The organism is Streptomyces sp. NPDC099050, assembly GCF_044759865.1.
Taxonomy (GTDB): domain Bacteria; phylum Actinomycetota; class Actinomycetes; order Streptomycetales; family Streptomycetaceae; genus Streptomyces.
The window spans coordinates 64,359-85,833 of record NZ_JBIWAE010000020.1; the positions used below are offsets into that span (position 1 = coordinate 64,359).

22 protein-coding genes and 1 tRNA gene are annotated in these 21,475 nt (G+C 71.4%); 13 read left to right on the forward strand and 10 right to left on the reverse strand.

What is annotated here, in order from left to right:
* Window position 1: 1 nt before the first annotated feature.
* Window positions 2-1,309, reverse strand: coding sequence for an MDR family MFS transporter (locus ACIQV3_RS29250; protein WP_403717050.1), 1,308 nt, complete (start codon window positions 1,307-1,309; stop codon window positions 2-4).
* 162 nt (window positions 1,310-1,471) lie between these two features.
* On the opposite strand from ACIQV3_RS29250, the gene ACIQV3_RS29255 reads away from it, so the two are divergent.
* On the forward strand, window positions 1,472-2,233 hold the full coding sequence (locus ACIQV3_RS29255) for a phosphoglyceromutase (protein ID WP_403717052.1): 762 nt from the start codon (window positions 1,472-1,474) through the stop codon (window positions 2,231-2,233).
* Between the two features lie 200 nt (window positions 2,234-2,433).
* On the opposite strand, the gene ACIQV3_RS29260 is transcribed toward ACIQV3_RS29255, so the two are convergent.
* The 4 genes from ACIQV3_RS29260 to phoU form a co-directional block, all read right to left on the reverse strand.
* A complete protein-coding gene (locus tag ACIQV3_RS29260; RefSeq protein ID WP_403717054.1) occupies window positions 2,434-2,736 on the reverse strand; it encodes a hypothetical protein in 303 nt (100 codons plus the stop codon).
* 165 nt (window positions 2,737-2,901) lie between these two features.
* Window positions 2,902-3,228 carry a hypothetical protein gene (locus ACIQV3_RS29265; RefSeq protein ID WP_403717056.1) on the reverse strand — a complete coding sequence of 109 codons (327 nt, stop codon included), beginning with the start codon at window positions 3,226-3,228 and terminating at the stop codon, window positions 2,902-2,904.
* Between the two features lie 100 nt (window positions 3,229-3,328).
* Window positions 3,329-3,481 (reverse strand): hypothetical protein, encoded by a 153-nt coding sequence (locus ACIQV3_RS29270; protein ID WP_254386622.1) that lies wholly within the window; start codon window positions 3,479-3,481, stop codon window positions 3,329-3,331.
* Window positions 3,482-3,608: 127 nt separating this feature from the next.
* On the reverse strand, window positions 3,609-4,286 hold the full coding sequence (gene phoU, locus ACIQV3_RS29275) for a phosphate signaling complex protein PhoU (protein WP_365924909.1): 678 nt from the start codon (window positions 4,284-4,286) through the stop codon (window positions 3,609-3,611).
* A gap of 230 nt (window positions 4,287-4,516) precedes the next feature.
* Here phoU and ACIQV3_RS29280 point away from each other — a divergent pair, with 230 nt between their 5' ends.
* Both ACIQV3_RS29280 and ACIQV3_RS29285 read left to right on the forward strand, forming a co-directional pair.
* Window positions 4,517-5,761, forward strand: coding sequence for a cell wall metabolism sensor histidine kinase WalK (locus ACIQV3_RS29280; RefSeq protein WP_274548321.1), 1,245 nt, complete (start codon window positions 4,517-4,519; stop codon window positions 5,759-5,761).
* A complete protein-coding gene (locus ACIQV3_RS29285) occupies window positions 5,758-6,438 on the forward strand; it encodes a response regulator transcription factor (protein ID WP_007265514.1) in 681 nt (226 codons plus the stop codon). Before ACIQV3_RS29280 ends, ACIQV3_RS29285 begins: the two co-directional genes overlap by 4 nt.
* Before the next feature lie 118 nt (window positions 6,439-6,556).
* On the opposite strand, the gene ACIQV3_RS29290 is transcribed toward ACIQV3_RS29285, so the two are convergent.
* Window positions 6,557-7,219: a DUF461 domain-containing protein gene (locus tag ACIQV3_RS29290; protein WP_403717060.1), complete on the reverse strand. Its 663-nt coding sequence runs from the start codon at window positions 7,217-7,219 to the stop codon at window positions 6,557-6,559.
* 612 nt (window positions 7,220-7,831) lie between these two features.
* Between ACIQV3_RS29290 and ACIQV3_RS29295 the strand changes: the two genes are divergently transcribed.
* The 6 genes from ACIQV3_RS29295 to ACIQV3_RS29320 all read left to right on the forward strand — a co-directional run bounded on the left by ACIQV3_RS29295 (window position 7,832) and on the right by ACIQV3_RS29320 (window position 14,206).
* Window positions 7,832-8,314 carry a CarD family transcriptional regulator gene (locus ACIQV3_RS29295; RefSeq protein WP_003953493.1) on the forward strand — a complete coding sequence of 161 codons (483 nt, stop codon included), beginning with the start codon at window positions 7,832-7,834 and terminating at the stop codon, window positions 8,312-8,314.
* A gap of 246 nt (window positions 8,315-8,560) precedes the next feature.
* Entirely contained in the window at window positions 8,561-9,307 is a 747-nt protein-coding gene (gene ispD, locus ACIQV3_RS29300; RefSeq protein WP_403717061.1) for a 2-C-methyl-D-erythritol 4-phosphate cytidylyltransferase, read from the forward strand.
* Window positions 9,297-9,836, forward strand: a complete 540-nt coding sequence (gene ispF, locus ACIQV3_RS29305; protein WP_403717063.1) for a 2-C-methyl-D-erythritol 2,4-cyclodiphosphate synthase — start codon at window positions 9,297-9,299, stop codon at window positions 9,834-9,836. The genes ispD and ispF overlap by 11 nt, the downstream gene beginning before the upstream one ends.
* A gap of 105 nt (window positions 9,837-9,941) precedes the next feature.
* Window positions 9,942-11,342: a cysteine--tRNA ligase gene (gene cysS, locus ACIQV3_RS29310; RefSeq protein ID WP_403717065.1), complete on the forward strand. Its 1,401-nt coding sequence runs from the start codon at window positions 9,942-9,944 to the stop codon at window positions 11,340-11,342.
* Between the two features lie 125 nt (window positions 11,343-11,467).
* Window positions 11,468-12,439, forward strand: a complete 972-nt coding sequence (gene rlmB, locus ACIQV3_RS29315) for a 23S rRNA (guanosine(2251)-2'-O)-methyltransferase RlmB (RefSeq protein ID WP_403717067.1) — start codon at window positions 11,468-11,470, stop codon at window positions 12,437-12,439.
* Between the two features lie 201 nt (window positions 12,440-12,640).
* Window positions 12,641-14,206: a DoxX family membrane protein gene (locus ACIQV3_RS29320; RefSeq protein ID WP_403717069.1), complete on the forward strand. Its 1,566-nt coding sequence runs from the start codon at window positions 12,641-12,643 to the stop codon at window positions 14,204-14,206.
* A gap of 114 nt (window positions 14,207-14,320) precedes the next feature.
* Here ACIQV3_RS29320 and ACIQV3_RS29325 read toward each other — a convergent pair whose 3' ends face one another.
* The 3 genes from ACIQV3_RS29325 to ACIQV3_RS29335 form a co-directional block, all read right to left on the reverse strand.
* A complete protein-coding gene (locus tag ACIQV3_RS29325) occupies window positions 14,321-15,118 on the reverse strand; it encodes an NDP-sugar synthase (protein WP_403717071.1) in 798 nt (265 codons plus the stop codon).
* A 53-nt stretch (window positions 15,119-15,171) separates the two neighbouring features.
* Window positions 15,172-15,585, reverse strand: a complete 414-nt coding sequence (locus ACIQV3_RS29330) for a hypothetical protein (RefSeq protein ID WP_403717073.1) — start codon at window positions 15,583-15,585, stop codon at window positions 15,172-15,174.
* A gap of 246 nt (window positions 15,586-15,831) precedes the next feature.
* Window positions 15,832-16,920 (reverse strand): ABC transporter ATP-binding protein, encoded by a 1,089-nt coding sequence (locus ACIQV3_RS29335; RefSeq protein WP_385371274.1) that lies wholly within the window; start codon window positions 16,918-16,920, stop codon window positions 15,832-15,834.
* Window positions 16,921-17,108: 188 nt separating this feature from the next.
* Here ACIQV3_RS29335 and ACIQV3_RS29340 point away from each other — a divergent pair, with 188 nt between their 5' ends.
* Window positions 17,109-17,774 carry a hypothetical protein gene (locus ACIQV3_RS29340; RefSeq protein WP_403717075.1) on the forward strand — a complete coding sequence of 222 codons (666 nt, stop codon included), beginning with the start codon at window positions 17,109-17,111 and terminating at the stop codon, window positions 17,772-17,774.
* Between the two features lie 105 nt (window positions 17,775-17,879).
* Window positions 17,880-17,957: transfer RNA gene (locus ACIQV3_RS29345), tRNA-Thr, on the forward strand.
* 84 nt (window positions 17,958-18,041) lie between these two features.
* Here the strand turns inward: ACIQV3_RS29345 and ACIQV3_RS29350 are convergent.
* A complete protein-coding gene (locus tag ACIQV3_RS29350; protein WP_403717077.1) occupies window positions 18,042-19,424 on the reverse strand; it encodes an NAD(P)/FAD-dependent oxidoreductase in 1,383 nt (460 codons plus the stop codon).
* A gap of 518 nt (window positions 19,425-19,942) precedes the next feature.
* Here ACIQV3_RS29350 and ACIQV3_RS29355 point away from each other — a divergent pair.
* Both ACIQV3_RS29355 and ACIQV3_RS29360 read left to right on the forward strand, forming a co-directional pair.
* Entirely contained in the window at window positions 19,943-20,389 is a 447-nt protein-coding gene (locus ACIQV3_RS29355) for a hypothetical protein (protein WP_403717079.1), read from the forward strand.
* Window positions 20,390-20,490: 101 nt separating this feature from the next.
* Entirely contained in the window at window positions 20,491-21,468 is a 978-nt protein-coding gene (locus ACIQV3_RS29360; RefSeq protein WP_403717081.1) for an aminoglycoside phosphotransferase family protein, read from the forward strand.
* The last annotated feature ends 7 nt before the right edge of the window (window positions 21,469-21,475 follow it).

A 21,475-nucleotide genomic window follows, 5' to 3' on the forward strand; every position in this document is an offset into this window, starting at 1 on the left:
GTCAGGCGGCCGGAGCCACCGGATCGGTCGCCTTCGCCGGAGCGGCGACCTCCACGACCGCCTCCACGGGCGGCTGCACGACCGCCTCCGCCGGGCTCGCCTCGGCCTGCGAAAGCCCCCTCATCAGCAGCCAGTAGCCCGCCGCGGCGATGGTCCCCAGGGCCGCCGTCGCGCCCCACAGCCAGGCCGCGCCGAAGTGCTCGATCGCGAAGCCGGCCATCAGCGGCGCGATCAGCGAGGCCATCGCCCACGACAGCGTGTACATGCCCTGGTAGCGGCCGCGCCCGTGCGTCGGGGAGAGCCGCGCGACCAGGCCCATCTGGGTCGGGGAGTTGATGATCTCGGCCAGCGTCCACACGCAGACGGTCAGCGCCAGGCTCCACACCGAGCTGCCGAAGGCCGTCAGCCCGAACCCGTACCCGGCCAGCAGCGCCGAGATGACCAGCAGCTTCTGCGGATCGCGGTGCTCGATGAACCGGGTGACGGGGATCTGCAGCACCACGATCAGCACGCCGTTCACGCCGATGACCAGGCCGTAGTCCGCCGTGGAGAACCCGGCCGCGCCCATCGCCAGCGGCAGCCCGAACGAGCCCTGCATGAAGATCAGCGAGATCAGGAACGACAGCCCGACCACCCCCATGAACCGCCCGTCGCGCAGCACCGTCCCCAGGCCGATCTCCGGCTCGGCGGCCGCCTTCTCCGCCGCCGTCTTCTCCGGCCGGGACTCCGGGAGCTTGAGGTAGACGAGCACCGCGCAGACCAGCGTCAGGGCCGCCTCGCCGAGGAACCCGGCCAGGTAGCTGTACTCCGCGACGAAGCCCGCCACGGTCGCGCTGACGGCGAAGCCGAGGTTGATGGCCCAGTAGTTCAGCGCGAAGGCCCGTACCCGGTCCTCCGGGCGGACGATGTCCGCCATCATCGCCTGCACCGCGGGCCGCGAGGCGTTGGACGTCATGCCGACCAGCAGTGCCACCGCGGCGATCGCCGCCGGATGCTCCATGAACCCGAGCAGCGCCACCGAGAACGCGGTCGACGTCTGCGCCGCCATCAGCGTGGGCCGCCGGCCCAGCCGGTCGGTGAGCACGCCGGCGACGAGCGAGGACACCACACCGCCGAGCCCGTGCAAGGCCACCACAAGTCCCACGAAGGAGGCCGAATAGCCCCGTTCCAGGGTCAGGTACAAGGTCATGAACGTGGCGACGAAGGCCCCGAGCCTGTTGACCAGTGTGCTCGTCCAGAGCCACCAGAACTCCCGGGGCAGCCCGGCCACGCTCTCGCGGGCGGCCCGCCTCACACTGGCAACGGACATATGGAATCCCCCCGGAGATGTAAGCGTCCCTCTACTCGTTCGGACCCTACGGACCGGGGCCCTCCAGAGCCACTGGATTGACGGCTGCCGTCAATCGGGGACCGTCCACGTGCCGTACACATCGCGCGCGAGCGGACGGGCGCGTCCATTAGGCTCGTACGCATGGCCGACGCACCGTACAAGCTGATCCTCCTCCGCCACGGCGAGAGCGAATGGAACGCGAAGAACCTGTTCACCGGCTGGGTGGACGTCAATCTCAACGAGAAGGGCGAGAAGGAGGCAGTCCGCGGTGGCGAACTCCTGAAGGACGCCGGACTTCTCCCCGACGTGGTTCACACGTCCCTCCAGAAGCGCGCGATCCGCACCGCGCAGATGGCGCTGGAGGCCGCCGATCGCCACTGGATCCCGGTCCACCGCTCCTGGCGCCTCAACGAGCGCCACTACGGCGCCCTCCAGGGCAAGGACAAGGCCCAGACCCTCGCCGAGTTCGGCGAGGAGCAGTTCATGCTGTGGCGCCGCTCGTACGACACCCCGCCGCCGGCGCTCGAAGACGGTACGGAGTTCTCGCAGTCCGGGGACCCGCGCTACGCCTCCATCCCGCCGGAGCTGCGCCCGCGTACCGAGTGCCTCAAGGACGTCGTCGTCCGCATGCTCCCGTACTGGTACGACTCGATCGTCCCGGACCTGCTGGACGGCCACACCGTCCTGGTCGCCGCGCACGGCAACTCCCTGCGCGCGCTGGTCAAGCACCTCGACGGGGTCTCCGACGCCGACATCGCGGGCCTGAACATCCCGACCGGCATCCCGCTCTCCTACGAGCTGGACGCCGACTTCAAGCCCCTCAACCCGGGCGGCACCTACCTCGACCCGGACGCCGCCGCGGCCGCCATCGAGGCCGTCAAGAACCAGGGCAAGAAGAAGTAGCCGAAGCGATCATGCCCCCGGCCCGCGAACACCGCGCGGACCGGGGGCTTTCGTGTTCGACCGACGCGCAGGTCACGACCGGCCCCTTGTCCGGCGTACTGGCCCGCTGACCGGTCGCCGAGCACCCGACCGAGCCCGGTCTCCGGGAAGCCCCCCAGCCTGCCGGTCCTCGGCGGACGGGGGGCTTCTCGTTGCCCGGCTCAGGCGCCGCCGGTCACGCCGGGGACGACGAAGCGCCTGTGCAGGGGGGAGATGGCCACCTGAGGGTCGCCCTGGACGCCCAGTTCCCCCTTGATCACGGGTGTGATCCGGTCGGCGATGAATCGGGTGAACTGGTCCTGCGACTCCCAGATGTCGTGTGCGTGGAAACCGTCGTCGGCGAACCAGCTGGTGTGCAGCACCAGCCCGTCCGGAACGTCCTCCTCCCAGCCCACGCGGGCACGGGCGGCGTCGTACAGCTCGGGTGTGAGCTCGGGCCACGCAAGGTTCATCGCGATTGCCACGGCGGTTCTCCCAGTCACTTCGGGTGCCGCGGGCTGCGCGGCACGGCATGACGACGCTAAGCAGGACGGGAGGGCCGGGCACTTCGGAGCAGGCATTCGGACGCAGGCGGCGGCGTTGCCGCGGCAGGGGAGGCTGAAGCGTTGCGGCACCGTGTCCGGCGGCCGTCACGGTGCGGGGCGGGGGAGCGGCCGCCGGTCCGCCGGCGGGCCCGGCGGGCGGGGTCGCGTCGCACGTTCGGCGATCTTGCGGTCCATCTCCGCGCGCCCCGCGGCCGCGTTGCTGCCGTCGATCTGGCCCGCGAAGGCGCGGTACGCCGCGGCCACGAGCGCGTCCGGGGCGTTCGGGCGGGCGCGTGCGATGGCCCACAGGGCGTTCTCCGTCGGGGTGTCGAGCCCTGTCTCGGTGCGGACGCCGCGCCCCGACAGCACGGCCGTCAGGACGCTCTCGAAGTTGCGCCGCAACTGTTCCTGGCTGGGGCGGCCGTGGCGCACGGTCGTCTCCGTCTCCTTCTCGATGGGGCCGATGCGAAGGGCCCCGCCCGACGGGATGTCGGTCGGGGCCCTTCGCGTACGGGTGGCCGGGCGGGCGGCCTCAGCCGCCGCACTGGCAGGGGGCGCCGGACTGGCAGCCGCAGCCGCAGCCCGAGCCGCAGCCGCAGGCCGCGAGCAGGGGCAAGCTCAGGCGCAGGCCCTCCGGGGGCTGCGCTTCCTGCTCCGGGGTGATGGGGACGGGGGAATCGGGCATGGATCCTCCTCGTAGGCGTTTGGCCTTCGCCCTCATTCATGCCCAGCCGGACCCCCGCGTCAACGGCGCATTGGGGGCTCGTTGTTGATCCAGCCCTTGCCGGTCCGGCTTGCGGCTGCCCTCCGGGTCAGGCGCCCTCGACCTGCGTGGGCGCCTGGAGCTCGTCCGCGTGCTCGCCCGTCACCAGGTAGACCACGCGCTTGGCGACCGACACCGCGTGGTCCGCGAAGCGCTCGTAGTAGCGGCCCAGCAGGGTCACGTCGACCGCCGTCTCGATGCCGTGCTTCCAGCGGTCGTCCATCAGGTGCTGGAACAGCGTGCGGTGCAGCTGGTCCATCTCGTCGTCGTCCTGCTCCAGCTGGAGCGCCAGGTCGACGTCCTTCGTGATGATGACCTCGGCCGCCTTCGCCATCAGCCGCTGCGCGAGCTGCCCCATCTCCAGGATGGTCGCGTGCAGGTCCCGCGGGACCGCCGTGTCCGGGAAGCGGAGCCGGGCGAGCTTGGCCACGTGCTGCGCCAGGTCGCCGGAGCGCTCCAGGTCGGCGCTCATGCGCAGCGAGGTGACCACGATGCGCAGATCGGTGGCGACCGGCTGCTGGCGCGCGAGCAGCGCGATGGCACGGGCCTCCAGGTCGTGCTGGAGGTCGTCCACCTTCTGGTCGGCGGCGATGACGCTCTCCGCGAGCTTCAGGTCGGCGTCGAGCATGGAGGTCGTGGCCCGCCCGATGGCGGAGCCGACCAGCCGGGCCATCTCGACCAGGCCTTCACCGATCGAGTCCAGTTCCTCGTGGTACGCGTCACGCATGTCTCGTGTCCCTCTCTCGACCTACTACTGCCTACTACTGCCGTACTGCTGCCCGGGGCGGGCCGGTGCGGGCCATCGGCCCCACGTTGCCACGGTGAACCCCGAACGCGACCGACTCCGGCATCACAAGTGAATCAGCACGGTCGTCAGGGTGAACTCTGGGCGACGAGTGTTCGAGGTGCCACCCGAACGGCTGTGGAAGTGTCCTCGCACCTGCTTAACCTGGAGTCATGGACGTGAACGCGGCGGTCGCCGCAGCTGCAGCGATCGCCGGTCTTTGCACCGGTGTGATCGCGATGCTGGCGTTCCGCTGGAGCGAGCGCGACCAAGCCCGCCCCACCCGGAGCTCCATGCGCCCCGACATCAACGCGGTGCTCCCACCCGGAGTGGACACCGTCCTCTCCGTACTCCGCTCCTCCGCCGTCGTGCTCGACGAGGGGGACGCGGTCGTCAAGGCCAGCTCGGCGGCATATGCCCTCGGCCTGGTCCGCGGCGGCAAGCTCGCCGTGGAGCCCATGCTCCACATGGCCCGCGACACCCGCCGCGACGGGGAGATACGCCAGGTCGAGCTCGACCTGCCCCGGCGCGGCACCGGCCGCGGCGAGGCGCTCGCCGTCTCGGCGCGCGTCGCCCCGCTCGGCTCCCGCCTGGTGCTCCTCCTCGTGGAGGACCTCACCGAGGCCCGCCGCATCGAGGCCGTACGCCGCGACTTCGTCGCGAACGTGTCGCACGAGCTCAAGACCCCGGTCGGCGCCATCTCCCTGCTCTCCGAGGCCGTCATGGACGCCTCGGACGACCCCGAGGCCGTACACCGCTTCGCCGGCCGCATGCAGATCGAGGCCACCCGCCTGATCAACCTCGTACAAGAACTCATCGACCTCTCCCGGGTACAGAACGACGACCCCCTGGAGGACGCGGAGCCCGTCCGCGTGGACACGCTCGTGGCCGAGGCCATCGACCGCTGCCGCCACACGGCCTCCGCGAAACAGATCACCATGGCCGCCGGCGGCACCGCCGACCTGCGGGTATGGGGCAACCGGGGGCAGCTCGCGGCCGCCCTCGGAAACCTGGTCGAGAACGCCGTCAACTACAGCCCCGCCCGCACCCGCGTCGGCATCGCCGCGCGCCGGGTGACCGCGCCGGGTGGAGACTTGATCGAGATAGCCGTGACCGACCAGGGCATCGGCATCCCGGAAAAGGACCGCGAGCGCATCTTCGAACGCTTCTACCGTGTGGACCCGGCCCGCTCCCGCGCCACGGGAGGAACCGGCCTGGGCCTTGCGATCGTGAAGCACGTAGCGGCTTCGCACGGCGGGGAGGTGTCGGTATGGAGCTCGGAGGGCCAGGGTTCCACGTTCACCCTGCGACTCCCCGAAGCAGCCGCGCCGGCCCCGGCGACGGCCTCCGCACCCGCCCACCCCCAGCTCGAACCTCACACCGCACCAGCCATTCCTGCCCCGGAGGTCCTTCCGTGACCCGAGTGCTCGTCGTCGAGGATGAGGAATCCTTCAGCGACGCCCTGTCCTACATGCTCCGCAAGGAGGGCTTCGAGGTCGCGATCGCCGCGACCGGGCCCGACGGGCTCGACGAGTTCGAGCGCAACGGCGCCGACCTCGTCCTCCTCGACCTGATGCTCCCCGGCCTGCCCGGCACGGAGGTCTGCCGGCAGCTGCGCGGCCGCTCCAACGTGCCCGTGATCATGGTGACCGCCAAGGACAGCGAGATCGACAAGGTCGTCGGGCTGGAGATAGGAGCCGACGACTACGTCACGAAGCCCTTCTCCTCGCGGGAGCTGGTCGCCCGCATCCGCGCGGTCCTGCGCCGCCGCGGCGAGCCGGAAGAGGTCACCCCGGCCGCCCTGGAAGCGGGACCCGTCCGGATGGACGTCGACCGCCACGTGGTCACCGTCGCCGGAGCCAAGGTGGACCTCCCGCTCAAGGAGTTCGACCTGCTGGAGATGCTGCTGCGCAACGCGGGCCGCGTACTGACCCGCATGCAGCTCATCGACCGGGTCTGGGGCGCCGACTACGTCGGCGACACCAAGACCCTCGACGTCCACGTGAAGCGCCTGCGCGCCAAGATCGAGCCCGACCCGGGTGCTCCCCGCTACCTGGTCACGGTGCGAGGCCTCGGCTACAAGTTCGAGCCGTAAACCGGCCCGGAGCAGGCGAACGAACACGGGAACGAACACGGGAACGGCCCCCGTCCGCATCGAGCGGACGGGGGCCGTTCCCGTTGAGCGTTGACCGTGGAGTACGGTGCTTCGCGCCTCAGTGACCGGCGGAGGCGGACGCGGAGGCCGACGCGGACCCGGAGGGGGATCCGGACGGGCTGCTCGCCGGCGAGCCCGAGGGGGAACCGGACGGCGCGCCCGAGGGAGAGCCGGAGGGGCTGCCCGACGCCGTGGCGCCCGGGACGGCCGCCGCGGCGGTCGGGCCGTAGCCCGCGTACATGCCGGTGGCCGGTACGACGAAGGCGTCCAGCTCGACGTCGCCCGTGGTGCTCAGCTGGAAGACGATCTTCTGGAGGTTCCCGTCCACGACGGAGTCGCCGCCCGTGATCACGGCGGAGGCGTTGCCCTTGCCGCCCAGGAGGACGGAGCCGCCGGCCGGGATGACCACCTTGGCGCCGCTGCCCGCGGGCTTCAGCGTCACGGTGCCCTTGCCACCCGGAAGGGTGATGGCGTCGAGCGTCTGCTCCTTGGCGCCGTTGTTGAACACCGTCGCGGAGACCGCCGACGGGCCCTTCTTGTCCTTCTCCTGGGTGATCACCAGAGCGTTCTGGACCTGGATGTCGCCCTTGGTGACGGCGGCGTTGTCCGGCTTGACCTGGAGAGTCGGCGCGTCGTGGCCGGCGGCGCAGGCGCCCAGCGAGACGAGCGAGAAGGCGACGGCGGTGGCGGCGAGGGCGCCGCGTCGAAGGCTGCGGCTCACGGGGGAGGCAACTCCTTGGACGTACGGAACGGAAGGGTGGACGCCTCGGAGCGGCGAAGTAAAGCCGCTCTAAGGATGTGTCAGCGCGCTTAGGTTACCGAGCCGCCGCCCCGCCCCCGCACCCGACCCTCCGCAGCGCGGGACCGGGCCCTGAGCGGGCTCCCGCCCCCGCACCCGCCGCTCCCGCCACCGTGCCGCCGGGCCGGGTGATCTTTCATTCGCAAAAGGCCCGCTCACAAAGGCGGGCGCGGCTCCGGTGATCAATTTCCGGATTTCATCGAGCACCGCCCGGTGATCAATTTACGGGATTGGGCCGGAACGGACCCGTACGGGTGGCCGCCAGTCGAACGGAGTAGTTCGGTTTCCCGCCCCCGAAACCGTCAAAACGGGACGTAGGCCACATCGTCGGGGCTCCCGGGCAGGTGTAACGTAGCCGTTTCGCCTGGTCCGCGCAGCGCCTCCGACCTGCGAATACCCTCTTCCGCGGGCCTCTCCCAGCACGTTCCTGTCGCTGTTGTCAAGCCCTGAGATGGGCCCTGACCTGCGAAAACGCCATTCATAACGGTCGATTCTCGTGTTACCCTGGATAGCCACGGAAGGGGTACCTGTCACATGACGTTCAAGGTTGGCGACACCGTGGTCTATCCCCATCACGGGGCCGCGCTGATCGAGGCCATCGAAACTCGCCAGATCAAAGGCGTGGACAAGACCTACTTGGTGCTCAAGGTCGCCCAGGGTGACCTGACCGTTCGCGTCCCTGCGGACAATGCGGAGTTCGTAGGCGTTCGCGACGTAGTCGGCCAGGACGGGCTGGACCGGGTCTTCGAGGTGCTCCGCGCACCTTACGCAGAAGAGCCGACGAACTGGTCCCGGCGCTACAAGGCAAATCTGGAAAAGCTCGCTTCTGGCGATGTCATCAAGGTCGCCGAAGTTGTGCGTGACCTGTGGCGTCGTGAGCGTGAGCGTGGGCTCTCCGCAGGGGAGAAGCGCATGCTCGCGAAGGCGCGTCAGATCCTGGTGAGCGAGCTCGCGCTCGCCGAGAACACCAACGAGGACAAGGCCGAGGCCCTCCTCGACGAAGTGCTCGCGTCCTGACGCGATCATTCGTGCGCTTTGTCGTACACAGTTGTGCCGCGGTGCCCGCTGACAAGGAGACTTGTTGCCGGGCGCTGCGGCATGTCTGGACCCATACCTGTACTCACTGAAGCCTGTACTCACTGGCGTGCCGGGTCCGGGCAGCCACTCGACCGGTCGTCACGGAAGGGGCGAGGGCGTCGCACCCGGCACCCTTCAGGCCATACCCATGTCGGCCGAAGTCACAAACCTGGCTCGGAGCTACTGATGTCTGACGAATCGCGACCCCACCGCACCGCCGCGGTGATCCCGGCCGCCGGCCGCGGGATCCGTCTCGGTCCCGGCGCCCCCAAGGCCCTGCGGACCCTCGGCGGCACCCCCATGCTCATCCACGCCGTCCGCGCTATGGCGCGCTCCCGCGCGATCACCCTCGTCGTCGTCGTGGCCCCGGCCGACGGCGCCGCCGAGGTGCGCCGGCTGATCGACGAGCACGCCCTGCCCGAGCGCACCGAGATCCTGGTCGTCCCCGGCGGGGAGACCCGGCAGGAATCCGTACGCGCCGGCCTGGACGCCATCCCGGCCGACTTCACGGCCGTCCTCATCCACGACGCGGCTCGCCCCCTGGTCCCCGTGGACACCGTCGACTCCGTCGTCGAGGCCGTCCGCGACGGCGCACCCGCCGTGGTCCCCGCGCTGCCGCTGGCCGACACCGTCAAGGAGGTCGAGCCCGGCAGGCCCGGCGAGCCCGAGCCGGTCGTCGCCACCCCCGTACGGGCGCGGCTGCGCGCCGTACAGACCCCGCAGGGGTTCGACCTCGCCACGCTGCGCCTCGCGCACGAGAAGATCGCCCTCGACGGCGAGGGCGCCACGGACGACGCCGGCATGGTGGAGCAGCTCGGCGTCACCGTCGTGGTGGTCCCCGGCCACGAAGAGGCCTTCAAGGTCACCCGCCCGCTCGACCTGGTCCTCGCCGAGGCCGTACTCGCCCGCCGGAGGGCCACCGATGCCTACTAGTCCCCGCGCCGACTCCGCCGACTCCGCCGACTCCGCCCCCGCGGCCCCGCTGATCCCGCTCGTCGGCATCGGCACCGACGTGCACGCCTTCGAGACCGGCCGCGAACTGTGGTGCGCCGGCCTGCTCTGGGAGGGCGAGGACGGCCTCGCCGGGCACTCCGACGGGGACGTCGCCGCGCACGCCGCCTGCGACGCCCTCTTCTCCGCCGCCGGCGTCGGAGACCTCGGCGCGCACTTCGGCACCTCCCGCCCCGAGTGGTCCGGCGCCGCCGGAGTCACCCTTCTGGCGGAAGCCGCCCGGATCGTCCGTGCCGAGGGCTTCGAGATCGGCAACATCGCCATCCAGGTGATCGGCGTACGCCCGAAGATCGGCAAGCGGCGCGAAGAGGCACAGAAGGCGCTCGCCGCCGCGGCGGGCGCCCCCGTCTCCGTGTCGGGCACCACCACCGACGGACTGGGCCTCACCGGCCGCGCCGAAGGCCTCGCGGCCCTCGCCACGGCCCTCGTCTACCGGACGAACCGGGCCTAGTACCCCGTACGCCCACACCGCCCCCGCGGCTCTTCGACAACAAAGCGGGCCCCGCGTGCCGAAAGGGTCGCGGGGCACTGCTACAGGCGCACTACCCTGGATGCCGTGACTATTCGCCTGTACGACACCAGCGCCCGGCAGATCCGTGACTTCACCCCGCTCGTCCCGGGCTGCGTCTCGATCTACCTCTGTGGCGCCACCGTGCAGGCGGCTCCGCACATCGGGCACGTCCGCTCGTACCTGAACTTCGACATCGCGCGCCGCTGGTTCACCTACCGCGGTCTCGACGTCACCTTCATCCGCAACGTCACCGACATCGACGACAAGATCATCGCGAAGGGCGAGGCCCAGGGCCGCCCCTGGTGGTCCATCGGGTACGAGAACGAGCGCGCCTTCAACGACGGCTACAACGCGCTCGGATGCCTCCCGCCCACCTACGAGCCGCGCGCCACGGGCCACGTGCCCGAGATGATCGAGATGATGCGCGGGCTCATCGAGCGCGGCCACGCCTACGTCGCCGACGGCAGCGTCTACTTCGACGTGCGCTCCTTCCCCGGCTACCTGGAGCTCTCCAACCAGGACATCGACGACCTGCGCCAGCCCAACGAGTCGGGCATCACGGGCAAGCGCGACCCGCGCGACTTCGCCATGTGGAAGGCCTCCAAGCCGGGCGAGCCCGACTGGGAGACCCCGTGGGGCCGCGGCCGCCCCGGCTGGCACCTGGAGTGCTCCGCGATGGCGCACAAGTACCTCGGCAGCGCCTTCGACATCCACGGCGGCGGGCTCGACCTGATCTTCCCGCACCACGAGAACGAGATCGTCCAGGCCAAGGCCTACGGCGACGAGTTCGCGAAGTACTGGATGCACAACGCCTGGGTCACCCTGTCCGGCGAGAAGATGTCCAAGTCGCTGGGCAACTCCGTCCTCGTCTCCGAGATGCTCAAGGTGTGGCGCCCGATCGTGCTGCGCTACTACCTCGGCACCCCGCACTACCGCTCGATGATCGAATACAGCGTGGAGTCCCTGCGCGAGGCCGAGTCCGGCTTCGCGCGCATCGAGGGCTTCATCCAGCGCGTCATCGAGAAGGCCGGCGGCTCCGTCGAGCCCGCCGCCGAGGTCCCGCCCGCCTTCGCCGAGGCCATGGACGACGACCTGGGCGTCCCGCAGGCGCTCGCGATCATCCACACCACCGTCCGCCAGGGCAACAGCGCGCTCGCCGCCGACGACAAGGACGCGGCCATCGCGCGCCTGTCGGAGGTACGGGCCATGCTGGGCGTCCTCGGACTCGATCCCCTCGACCCGCACTGGGCCGGCGAGACGGACCGCGGGGAGGACCTCCACGGAGCCGTGGACACCCTCGTGCGCCTGGTCCTGGAGCAGCGCGAATCGGCGCGCGCCCGCAAGGACTGGGCCACCGCCGACGCCATCCGCGACCAGCTCCAGCAGTCGGGCCTGGTCATCGAGGACAGCCCCGCCGGACCCCGGTGGACGCTCGGCCCGCGCTAGGCGCGCGACCCGAGAGGTCTTCCGGAGCAGTCCGACTGGCGGACTCGGATTGGGCCGCCCGGCGATCCGGGCGGCACACTCTTCATACGTACATATCGCAGCACCAACGAAATCAGGTAGAGGTCATGGCCGGGAACAGCCAGCGCAGGAACCGCCGCACGTCCAACAAGAAGGGCGCGACGGTCGGCAGCGGTGGCCAGCGGCGCAAGGGCCTCGAAGGCAAGGGCCCCACGCCCAAGGCCGAGGACCGCAAGAAGCACAAGGCCAACCGCATCAGCAACGCCATGGCCCGCCAGGCCGCCAAGCGCCGCCCGGCCCCCCGCCGCGGCGGCCCCAAGGGCACCAGCGAGATGGTCGTCGGCCGCAACCCGGTCTTCGAGGCGCTGCGCGACGGCGTACCGGCCGTCACCCTGTACGTACAGCAGTTCATCGACAACGACGAGCGCGTCCGCGAGGCCCTCCAGCTCGCGGCCGAGCGCGGCAACATCAACCTGATGGAAGCCCCGCGCCCCGAGCTCGACCGCCTCACCAACGGGCTCAACCACCAGGGCCTGGTCCTCCAGGTCCCGCCCTACGAGTACGCGCACCCGGAGGACCTCACCGCCGCCGCCTACGACAACGGCGAGGACCCCCTCATCGTCGCCCTCGACGGCGTCACCGACCCCCGCAACCTCGGCGCGATCGTCCGCTCCGTCTCCGCCTTCGGCGGCCACGGCGTGGTCATCCCCGAGCGCCGCGCCGCCGGCATGACCGCCGGTGCCTGGAAGTCCTCGGCCGGCACCGCCGCCCGTACCCCGGTCTCCCGGGTCACCAACCTGACCCGCGCCATCCAGGAGTACAAGAAGGCCGGCATCACCGTCGTCGGCCTCGCCGCCGAGGGCACCCACGAGGTCCACGAGCTCGAAGCGCTCGCCGGCCCCGTCGTCATCGTCGTCGGCTCCGAGGGCAAGGGCCTCGGCCGGCTCGTCGGCGAGAACTGCGACTACCTCGTGCGCATCCCGATGCCGGGCGGCGCCGAGTCGCTCAACGCCGGTGTCGCCGCGGGCGTCGTCCTCTACGAAGCGGCCCGCCGCCGCGCCACCCGCGGCCGGGTCTGAGCACCACCGGGAGCATCACCGGCAGCACCACGCGGCCGCCGCCTGAGCACCACCGCGGCCGCCGCTTGATCCACTTGGCGCACCGGACGTGACCCGTGAGCGTGCCACCCCGCCCCCTGCGGGCGGGGTGGCTTGATTTGACGGGTCTCGGACACATCCCTGATGTCAAGGCAGTGTCCTAAACACTCATCACTCGGTTAGATGAGTGTGGACACCAGAACGCCAGGGTTCGACGACCAGCCCGCGCTGAGCATGGTCAAGGTGCCGTGCGACCCCGCACAGGTCATCGTCAACCACGCCAGCTTCCGCGTGCGGCTCGCACCGAGCCCCAGCGCGCGTCCCAGGCCCTCCGGAGCCCCGGGGCTCGCCCCGGCACTCGGCGGAGCCCTCGCGGCCGCCGGAGCCGGTGCCGCCCGCCGCCGCCCCGTCGTCTGGAGCGGCAAGTCCGCCCCCGGCGACGCCGCCGCCAGCGCCGCCATGGGCGGCCTGCTCCAGGCCGTACGCGATCACGGGCGCGCCCACGACGGCCACGCGGAGTACGACGGCGGCGCCACCCAGACCATCCCGCGCGTCGACCTCGCCCACGACCTCGCGGACGACACCCTCGCCACCCCGACCGTCATCGGCCAGCGCGCGTACGGCGACGCTGACGACACCCGGCTGCAGCCCGTGGTGGGAGGCCTCTCCCACCCCCACGAGGCCTACGACGCGGCCCACTCCGAGGGCACCGGATCCGCGGACTCCCGCCGGGCCCAGGGCGACGCCCGCGCGCAGGCCTCGTACTACCCCGGCCGCCGCATGAACCTCGGCGTCGTGCTGCTCCCACTGCGCGTCTTCCTCGGCTTCATCTCCATCTACGCCGGCATGGGCAAACTGTGCGACCCCGTCTACTTCGACGGCGGCGAACGCGGCTCCATGGTCACCTGGCTGCACACCCTGCAGCCGTGGGCCCTCGCCGAACCGCTCCGCGACTTCGCGCTGGCCCACCCCGTCGGCGCCGGTCTCAGCGTGGCCTTCCTCCAGGTCATCGTGGGCGTGCTCACGGTCTTCGGCCTGTGGCAGCGGTTCGCCGCCTGCTTCGGCGCACTGCTCTCCGCCGCGCTGCTGATGACGGTGAGCTGGAAGACCGTCCCCGCTTACGACGCCCCCGACATCATCTACCTCGCCGCCTGGAGCCCGCTGATCATCGCGGGCGCCCCCGTCTACTCCCTCGACGGCCGCCTCGCGAGCGAGGCCTGGCGCACCCTGGGCCCCCGCTCCGAAGTCTGGCGGCTGCGCCGCCGGGTCCTGCGCCGCGGGGCGGTCATGGCCGGCGTCATCTGCGGGCTCACCCTGCTCATCGGCTCGCTCCTCGGCGGCGCCGTCCGCTCCACCACCGTCGTCACCGTGCCCGGACCGGGCGAGGCCCCGAGCAACTACCTGCCCGGGCGGCCCCTGCCGAGCACCTCCAAGCAGCAGCAGCCCGCGCGCCCCACCTCCCCGAAGCAGGCCGCGAAGCCCTCCGCCGGACCCTCCTCCCCGGCCGCCAAGACCGGGCGCGGAGCCGCCGGTTCGAGCTCCCCGAAGGCCGGCTCCGGCTCGCCCAGCGCCACCCGCGGCGCCACCAGCGGCACCAAGACCCCGCGCAGCACCCCCCGCCAGTCCACCCCGCAGAAGCCCCCGGCCAGCTCCACGGGAACCCGCGGCGGCGGCGGCTCCACCACAGGAGGGGCGGGCAGCACCGCGCCGAAGCAGCCCGACCTGCTGGGCGGACTGCTCGGCGGCTGACGGACACCGCCGCCCGCGAGCGACGACACGGCGAAGGGCCCGGCGAGAGCGTGCCGGGCCCTTCGTCATGCGCGGGGCCGCAGACCGTACGCGGGGCCGTAGGCAGCGGAAGCGCTAGGTGGCGTTCTGCGCGGCCAACTCCCGCGCCGCCTCGGTCAGGTCCTTCGCCGTGTCGATCGCCCGCCAGTAGGCCCCCTGGGGCAGCGGGAAGCCCGCGAGCCGCCGCTCACGGGCCAGGCGCGGGAACGTCGTCCGCTCGTGGTCCCCCAAATCCGGCAGCAGGGCGGCGAATTCGGGCCCGAAGACGTACACGCCGGCATTGACCGGGTACGGGGACTGCGGCGCCTCGATGAAGTCCAGTACGTGCCCGTACTCGTTGATCTCCACCACCCCCCACGGAATGCGCGGCCGGGCGAGCGCGAGCGTGGCCGTGGCGCCGCGCTCGGCATGGAAAGCGGCCATCTCGCGCAGCGAGAAACGGGTCCACACGTCGCCGTTGGTCGCGTACCAGGACCGGTCGGGATGCGGCAGGTGCCGGGCGGCGTACTTCAGACCGCCGCCCCGGCCCAACGGCTCGTCCTCCACGACGGTGGTCACCCGCAGCGGCAACTGCGCCTCGGCCAGCCACTTCTGGAGCACCCCGGCGAGGTGTCCGCAGGAGACCACCGCGTCCGTCACCCCCTCGGAGGCCAGCCACGCGAGCTGGTGCCCGATGATCGGCACCCCCGTACCGGGGATCTCCACCATCGGCTTGGGACGGTCGTCCGTATACGGCCGCAGCCGCGAACCCTGGCCCCCCGCCAGGACAACCGCCTGGGTCGGGGAAGCCGGGAACGCGGCCGCGTGGGATCGGTCGGAACGCTCGGAACGCTCGGAACGCTCGGAGCTGTCGGAACGCTCGGAATCGGTCATGTCGTTGTCGTTGTCGTCGTGTCCGGGTGCGGAGAGGCGTGCGGCGGCGGCCGTCAGCCCATGGAGGCGACACCGGACGCGTACGCCGTGTCGCACACCGGCCGCGCGAACGACTGGGCCTTCGTGGGCCCGTAGGCCTCCACGGCGGCCCGCCCGAGGGCGCGCGCGATCCCCACGCAGTGCTCGGCGAGGGACGGCCGCCGGTCGACCTCCTGCTGGAGGTGGGTGAGGACGTCACCCGGCTGCTCGCCCTGCTGGATCTCGCTCAACAGCTTTTCGCGCAGCACGTCCTGGGCGGCGCGGGGCTTCGCGGGAACGGAGACGTCCTCGGCGGACGCGGTCAGGATCTGGGAGGGGGTGTTGTCCGCCCAGGGGACCATGGTGACCGCGAGGGTCCCGGACAGGACCAGGACGACGGGCAGGACCAGGGCGAGGGATCGGCCGATACGGCGGGCAGTGTGGGTCACGAGGGCGAGAGTAGCGCTCGGTGAAGATATGGCGACATTTAGTCACCCGGTCGGGGGATGGTTCGACGTGGCTTTTCGAATTAAGGGTTGACGCTGGGGGCCGAATGGCCCGATCTGCCGGACTCGGACGCGATCTCGGACGTGATCTCCAACCGGTGCTCCGACCGGTGCTCCGACCGGAACTCGCGCCGAAGGGGCGCCCCTTGACGGGACGCCCCTTCGGCGGCTGTGCGCGTACGGCTCGGGTCAGCCGGAGAGGCGGGCACCCGAAGACGTCGAGAAGACGTGGATCTCGTTGCCGCGCGGCACCACGTGCAGCGTGGAGCCCTTCTCGGGCACCTGGCGGCCGTTCACGCGCACCACGATGTCCTGCGAGCCCTCGGAGTGCGAGGTCGACCCGTAGACGTACCCGTCGGCGCCCAGCTCCTCGACGACGTTCACGGTGATTTCCAGGCCGCCCGTCTCGCCGATGTCGAAGTGCTCGGGACGCACGCCCACGGTGACCGTGCGGTCGCCCGCGTCGGCGGCGGCGGACAGGGCCTCGCGCGAGACCGGAACGACGCTGTCGCCGAACTTCACGCCGCCGTCGGTGATCGGGACCTCGACGAGGTTCATGGCCGGCGAGCCGATGAAGCCGGCGACGAAGAGGTTCGCCGGGCGGTCGTACATGTTGCGCGGGGTGTCGACCTGCTGCAGCAGACCGTCCTTCAGCACGGCCACGCGGTCGCCCATCGTCATGGCCTCGACCTGGTCGTGGGTGACGTAGACGGTGGTGATGCCGAGGTCGCGCTGGAGGGCCGCGATCTGCGTACGGGTGGACACGCGGAGCTTGGCGTCGAGGTTCGACAGCGGCTCGTCCATGAGGAACACCTGCGGCTTGCGCACGATCGCGCGGCCCATCGCGACGCGCTGGCGCTGACCGCCGGAGAGCGCCTTCGGCTTGCGGTCCAGGTACTGGGTCAGGTCCAGCATCTTCGCCGCGTCCTCCACCTTCCTGCGGATGGTGGCCTTGTCCTCGCCGGCGATCTTGAGCGCGAAGCCCATGTTGTCGGCGACGGACATGTGCGGGTACAGCGCGTAGTTCTGGAACACCATCGCGATGTCCCGGTCCTTGGGCGGCAGGTGCGTGACGTCGCGGTCACCGATGCGGATGGCACCGCCGTTGACGTCCTCCAGGCCGGCCAGCATGCGCAGCGAGGTGGACTTGCCGCAGCCGGAGGGGCCGACGAGGACGAGGAACTCGCCGTCCGCGATCTCCAGCTCCAGCTGGTCGACGGCGGGCTTGTCGCCGCCGGGGTACAGACGGGTCGCCTTGTCGAAAGTGACAGAAGCCATGGTGATGAATCCCTTCTACCGGCAGGAACGTGCCGGACGATCCGAGTGGAAGGTCTAGTCCAGTGGACTGGACTCGGCCCGACGCTACCCGCCCGAGCCGCTCCTGTCAGCACCTGGACGCGAGCGAATTCCAGGACGTTTCCACACGCCGGGGCCGGCTGTCAGAGGCGGCTGCTTTGATCACGACCATGACCATCCACGACGTGACCCGCGAGCTGCCGGACATCGAGACCCTGCGCGACCGCTGCCGGGCGATGGCGGCGCTGGAACTGGTGATCAGCGGCGAAGAGGACGACGGCTACTTCTCCTACGACCCGCAGTGGGGCCCGGGCGAGGAAGCGGCACTGATGGACAACGGCTCCGGCGACGACTACGCGATCGTGTTCACGGCCGACGGGGTCTTCGGGCACGGCTTCGACCACGAGTCGGTGATGGGCCCGTGGGGCGCCGACGGGACCACGCTGTGGCCGGGCCTGACCGACGGCATACCCGAGGCCTTCCGGCCGTACCTGACCGAGCCGGCGTTCTGCGTGGACGGCGTGCTCAACGCCACCGCCGTCTTCTGGCGCGAGAGCGCCGACGCGCGGTGGCGCGCGGGCAAGGTGGAGTTCCCGGAGGGCAAGTCCGACCCGGACGGCGCGGACTACCTCTTCGAGCTGCTCGTGGCGGGCACCCCGGAGGCCTACCGCGACTTCGCCGAGGACTACTACGAGACGGACCTCCCCCTCGAAGCGATCCGCCACGTGTGGGAGCTGCGCCCGCTCACCCAGGCGGTCGTGGACGCCCTGAACCCGGGGCTGCCGTTGGCGGCGGTGGAGCCGTGGGTGGTGCGGGCTGGGTATCCGGGGGTGTGAGGGGGGCCGCCGTCGGCGGCCCGGGGCGCCGGAAAGTTCTTCGCTGAGGGGTCGGGGCGATGTGTAGAGTGAAGGCGATTCTGTGCGCTGCGCAGTGTCATATGTGCCCCCTTAGCTCAGCCCGGCCAGAGCAACGCACTTGTAATGCGTAGGTCGTCGGTTCGAATCCGACAGGGGGCCCCATCCCAGGTCAGAGGCTTGCTGATCAAAGGGATTCGTGCAGAGGCGGAAGGCCCCGGGTGATCGCCCGGGGCCTTTTCGCATGCCTCAGTGGCGGCCTGAGATGCGGTCTGCCAGGCGGGCCAGGGGGGTTGTCGTGGGGGTGTGGGTGGTGGATTCCCGGCGGTCTGCCTCGCGGTAGGCGGCGTAGAGGGCCTGGACGCCGAGCCAGCGGAAGGGTTCCGGTTCCCAGCGGCGGACGCGGTGGTTGACCCAGGGGAGGGTGGTGAGTTCCGTCTTGTCGTTCAGGACCAGGTCGCGGAGGGTGCGGGCCGCCAGGTTGGCCGTGGCCACGCCGGAGCCCACGTAGCCGCCGGCCCAGCCGAGGCCTGAAGCGGCGTCCAGGGTGACCGTGGCGCACCAGTCGCGGGGGACGCCCAGGACGCCCGACCAGGCGTGGGTGATCTCGACTCCCGTGAGGGCCGGGAAGAAGGATTCGAGGAGGTGCGTGAGGGACGCGATGGTGGCGGGCTGCGTGCGGCCGTCGTTGTCCGTGCGGGAGCCGTAGCGGTAGGGGACGCCGCGGCCGCCGATGGCGATGCGGTCGTCGGCGGTGCGCTGGGCGTACATGTAGGCGTGGGCCATGTCGCCGAGGGTCGAGGCGTCGGACCAGCCGATCTGGGCCCACGTCTCCGGGGGGAGGGGGGCCGTGGCGATCATCGAGGAGTTCATCGGGAGCCAGGAGCGCTTCTGGCCCTTGAGGGCCGCGGTGAAGCCCTCGGTGCAGCGCAGGACGTACGGGGCGCGGACCGTGCCGTACGGGGTCAGGGCGCGGCGCGGGGCGATCTCCGTGACGGGGGTGGACTCGTGGATGACGACGCCGAGGCGTTCGCAGGCGGCGGCCAGGCCCTTGACCAGCTGCAGGGGGTGGATGCGGGCTCCGTGCGGGGTCCAGGAGGAGCCGACCGCGTCCGCGACGTCGATGCGGGCGCGGGTGTCGGTGGCGTCGTAGAGCTCGCGGTCCGTTTCGCCGAAGGCGAGTTCGGCGGCGTGGAAGGCCTTGAGGCGGGAGAGCTGGGCGGGGGTGCGGGCGACTTCGAGGACTCCGCCGCGGTGGATGTCGGCGTCGATGCCCTCCTTGGCCGCGGTGTCGATGACCTCGGTGACGGTCTCGTTCATGGCGTGCTGGAGTCGCTGGGCGGCGGGGCGGCCGTGGAGGGTGGCGTAGCGGTCGCGGCCGGCGATGCCGTTGTAGAGCCAGCCGCCGTTGCGGCCGGAGGCCCCGTAGCCGCAGAACTTCTGCTCCAGGACGGTGACGCGCAGGTCGGGGGCGGCGGTCTTGAGGTAGTACGCGGTCCACAAGCCGGTGTAGCCGCCGCCGACGATGACGACGTCGGCGGTGGTGTTGCCGGTGAGAGGGGCGCGGGGTGGGTGGGCGTGGGCGGTTTCGTCCGTCGCGTACCAGAAGGAAATTCCGCCGTTGATCGTCATGGGGGAGTTGCTACACGGGGTGGTGGAGGGGTGTCCAGGGGCGCGATGTCGGGTTTCGGGGGCTGAGGGGTGGCCGAATGGCTGATGTGGGCGGGGTGGATCCTTCTTAGGGTGGGGCGGGGATTTTGTCGGGTTTTTGTGTGAGAGGTACTGGTTCGCATGACGAGGGTGGTGAGGGCAGGACGGCTGGTCGCGGCGGTGGCGTCCGTGGCGCTGTTGGGCGGGGCGGTCGTCGGGCATGCCCGGTGAGCGGCTGCCGTCTGGGGGCTGTGGCCAGTGCGGCCGCCGGGGTCGTGCGGGCATCCGGCCCCGGTCGTCCCGGCGCCCGGTGTCGACGCAGGCGGCTGCCGGCCCGGAGAGCTGCGGGCTTGGTTCGATGCCGCGTGCCGGCGTCGGCAGGGGTTCACCCTGGAGGGCTGAAGGCGGCTCGGGGCGGGGTGAGTTGATGCGCGGTCAGGCGTGATCGGATTCGAGCTAGAGTAGGCATTTCCAGCCAACATGCTTTCCCTGGGGGATCCTTGCGCTTCAAGACCGGACTCGTCGCCACTGCCGCGGCTCTGGCCACGCTCCTCACTCCGCTCATCGCCAGCCCCGCGGCCGCGGGCAATTTGGTCAGCGATGAAAGCATCTCGACCAACGCGTACTACGGGCGCATGGCCTGGCAGTGGAGGATCAACCCCTACCGTCTCGACCCGATCGTGATCATCGCCGAGGACCGCGCGACCGACGGCTACCGCATCGGCATCCGCCTCGTCACCGGCGGCGAGATCGGCAACAGGACCTGGGCGATGCGGACCGTGCCCACCGGCCAGACGCGTTACGAGTGGCGCACGTACCTGGACGCCGGCTGGATCGACCACGCCTACTTCCAGGTGTGCAAGATCAAGGCCAGCACCGGCGCGATCGCGAGCTGCCACGACTCGAAGGTGATGCTCAACCCGTTCGACGACTCCAACATGTCGTAGGGCGCGCGACGAGGGGGTGTCACCCGCATGCGGGTGACACCCCCTTCCGTATGCCCGAAACCGTCTGCCCGGGACCGGTCGGTCCGCCTTAGGGTCGGGTCATGGACGGTGCGACGGCGGGTGGTTCGGACGGCTCGGACGGCTCGGGTGGGAGCGGGTTCGGCGGGGTTCCGGCGCCGTTCGCGCGGGCGCAGGTGCGGGACAACGGGGCGGCCGGGCGGGAGTTCGTCGACGCGCTGCCCGCGCGGGTGGCTTCCTTCCTGGAGCGGTGGGAGCTACGGGTGACCGGGCCCGGGATGTACGGGGTGACGGCCCTGGTGCTGCCGGTGGTGCGGGCCGACGGGACGGCGGCGGCGCTGAAGCTGCCGGCGCTGGACGAGGAGAACGCGGACGAGGCGCTCGCGTTGCGCGCGTGGGCCGGGGAGGGCTGCGTACGGCTGCTGGCGGACGACGCGGAGACCGGCACGCTGCTGCTGGAGCGCCTGGACGAGGGCCGGCCGCTGTCGGCGCTGGCCGTACGGGACTCCGGGCGTGCGGTGGAGGTGCTCGGCGGGTTGCTGGCCCGGCTGACGGCGGTCCCGGCGCCGGCCGGGCTGCGGCGGCTCGGGGACGTGGCGGCGGCGATGCTGGAGGCGGTGCCGGGGGCGCTGGCGCGGCTGGGGGAGGGCCGGGAGCGGGGGCTGGTCGCGGACTGCGCGGCGGCGCTGGCGGAGGTGGCCGGGGAGCCGGGGGACCGGCTGCTGCACTGGGACCTGCACTACGCCAACGTCCTGGCGGGCGGGCGCGAGCCGTGGCTGGCCATCGATCCGAAGCCGCTGGCCGGCGACCCGGGGTTCGAGTTGCTGCCGGCGCTGGGCAACAACTTCCGTGCGCGGGAGGTGCGGTGGCGCTTCGAGTCGCTCGCGGAGGCGGTCGGGGCGGACCGGGAGCGGGCGCGGGCGTGGACGCTGGGGCGGGTGCTGCAGAACTGTCTGTGGGACGTGGAGGACGGGGACCGGCCGGCCGGGGTGCAGTTGAGGATCGCGGAGTCGCTGCTGGGGCGGGGTGGGCCGGGGCGGGGCTCGCGCGGTGGCTCGTAGGGTGCAG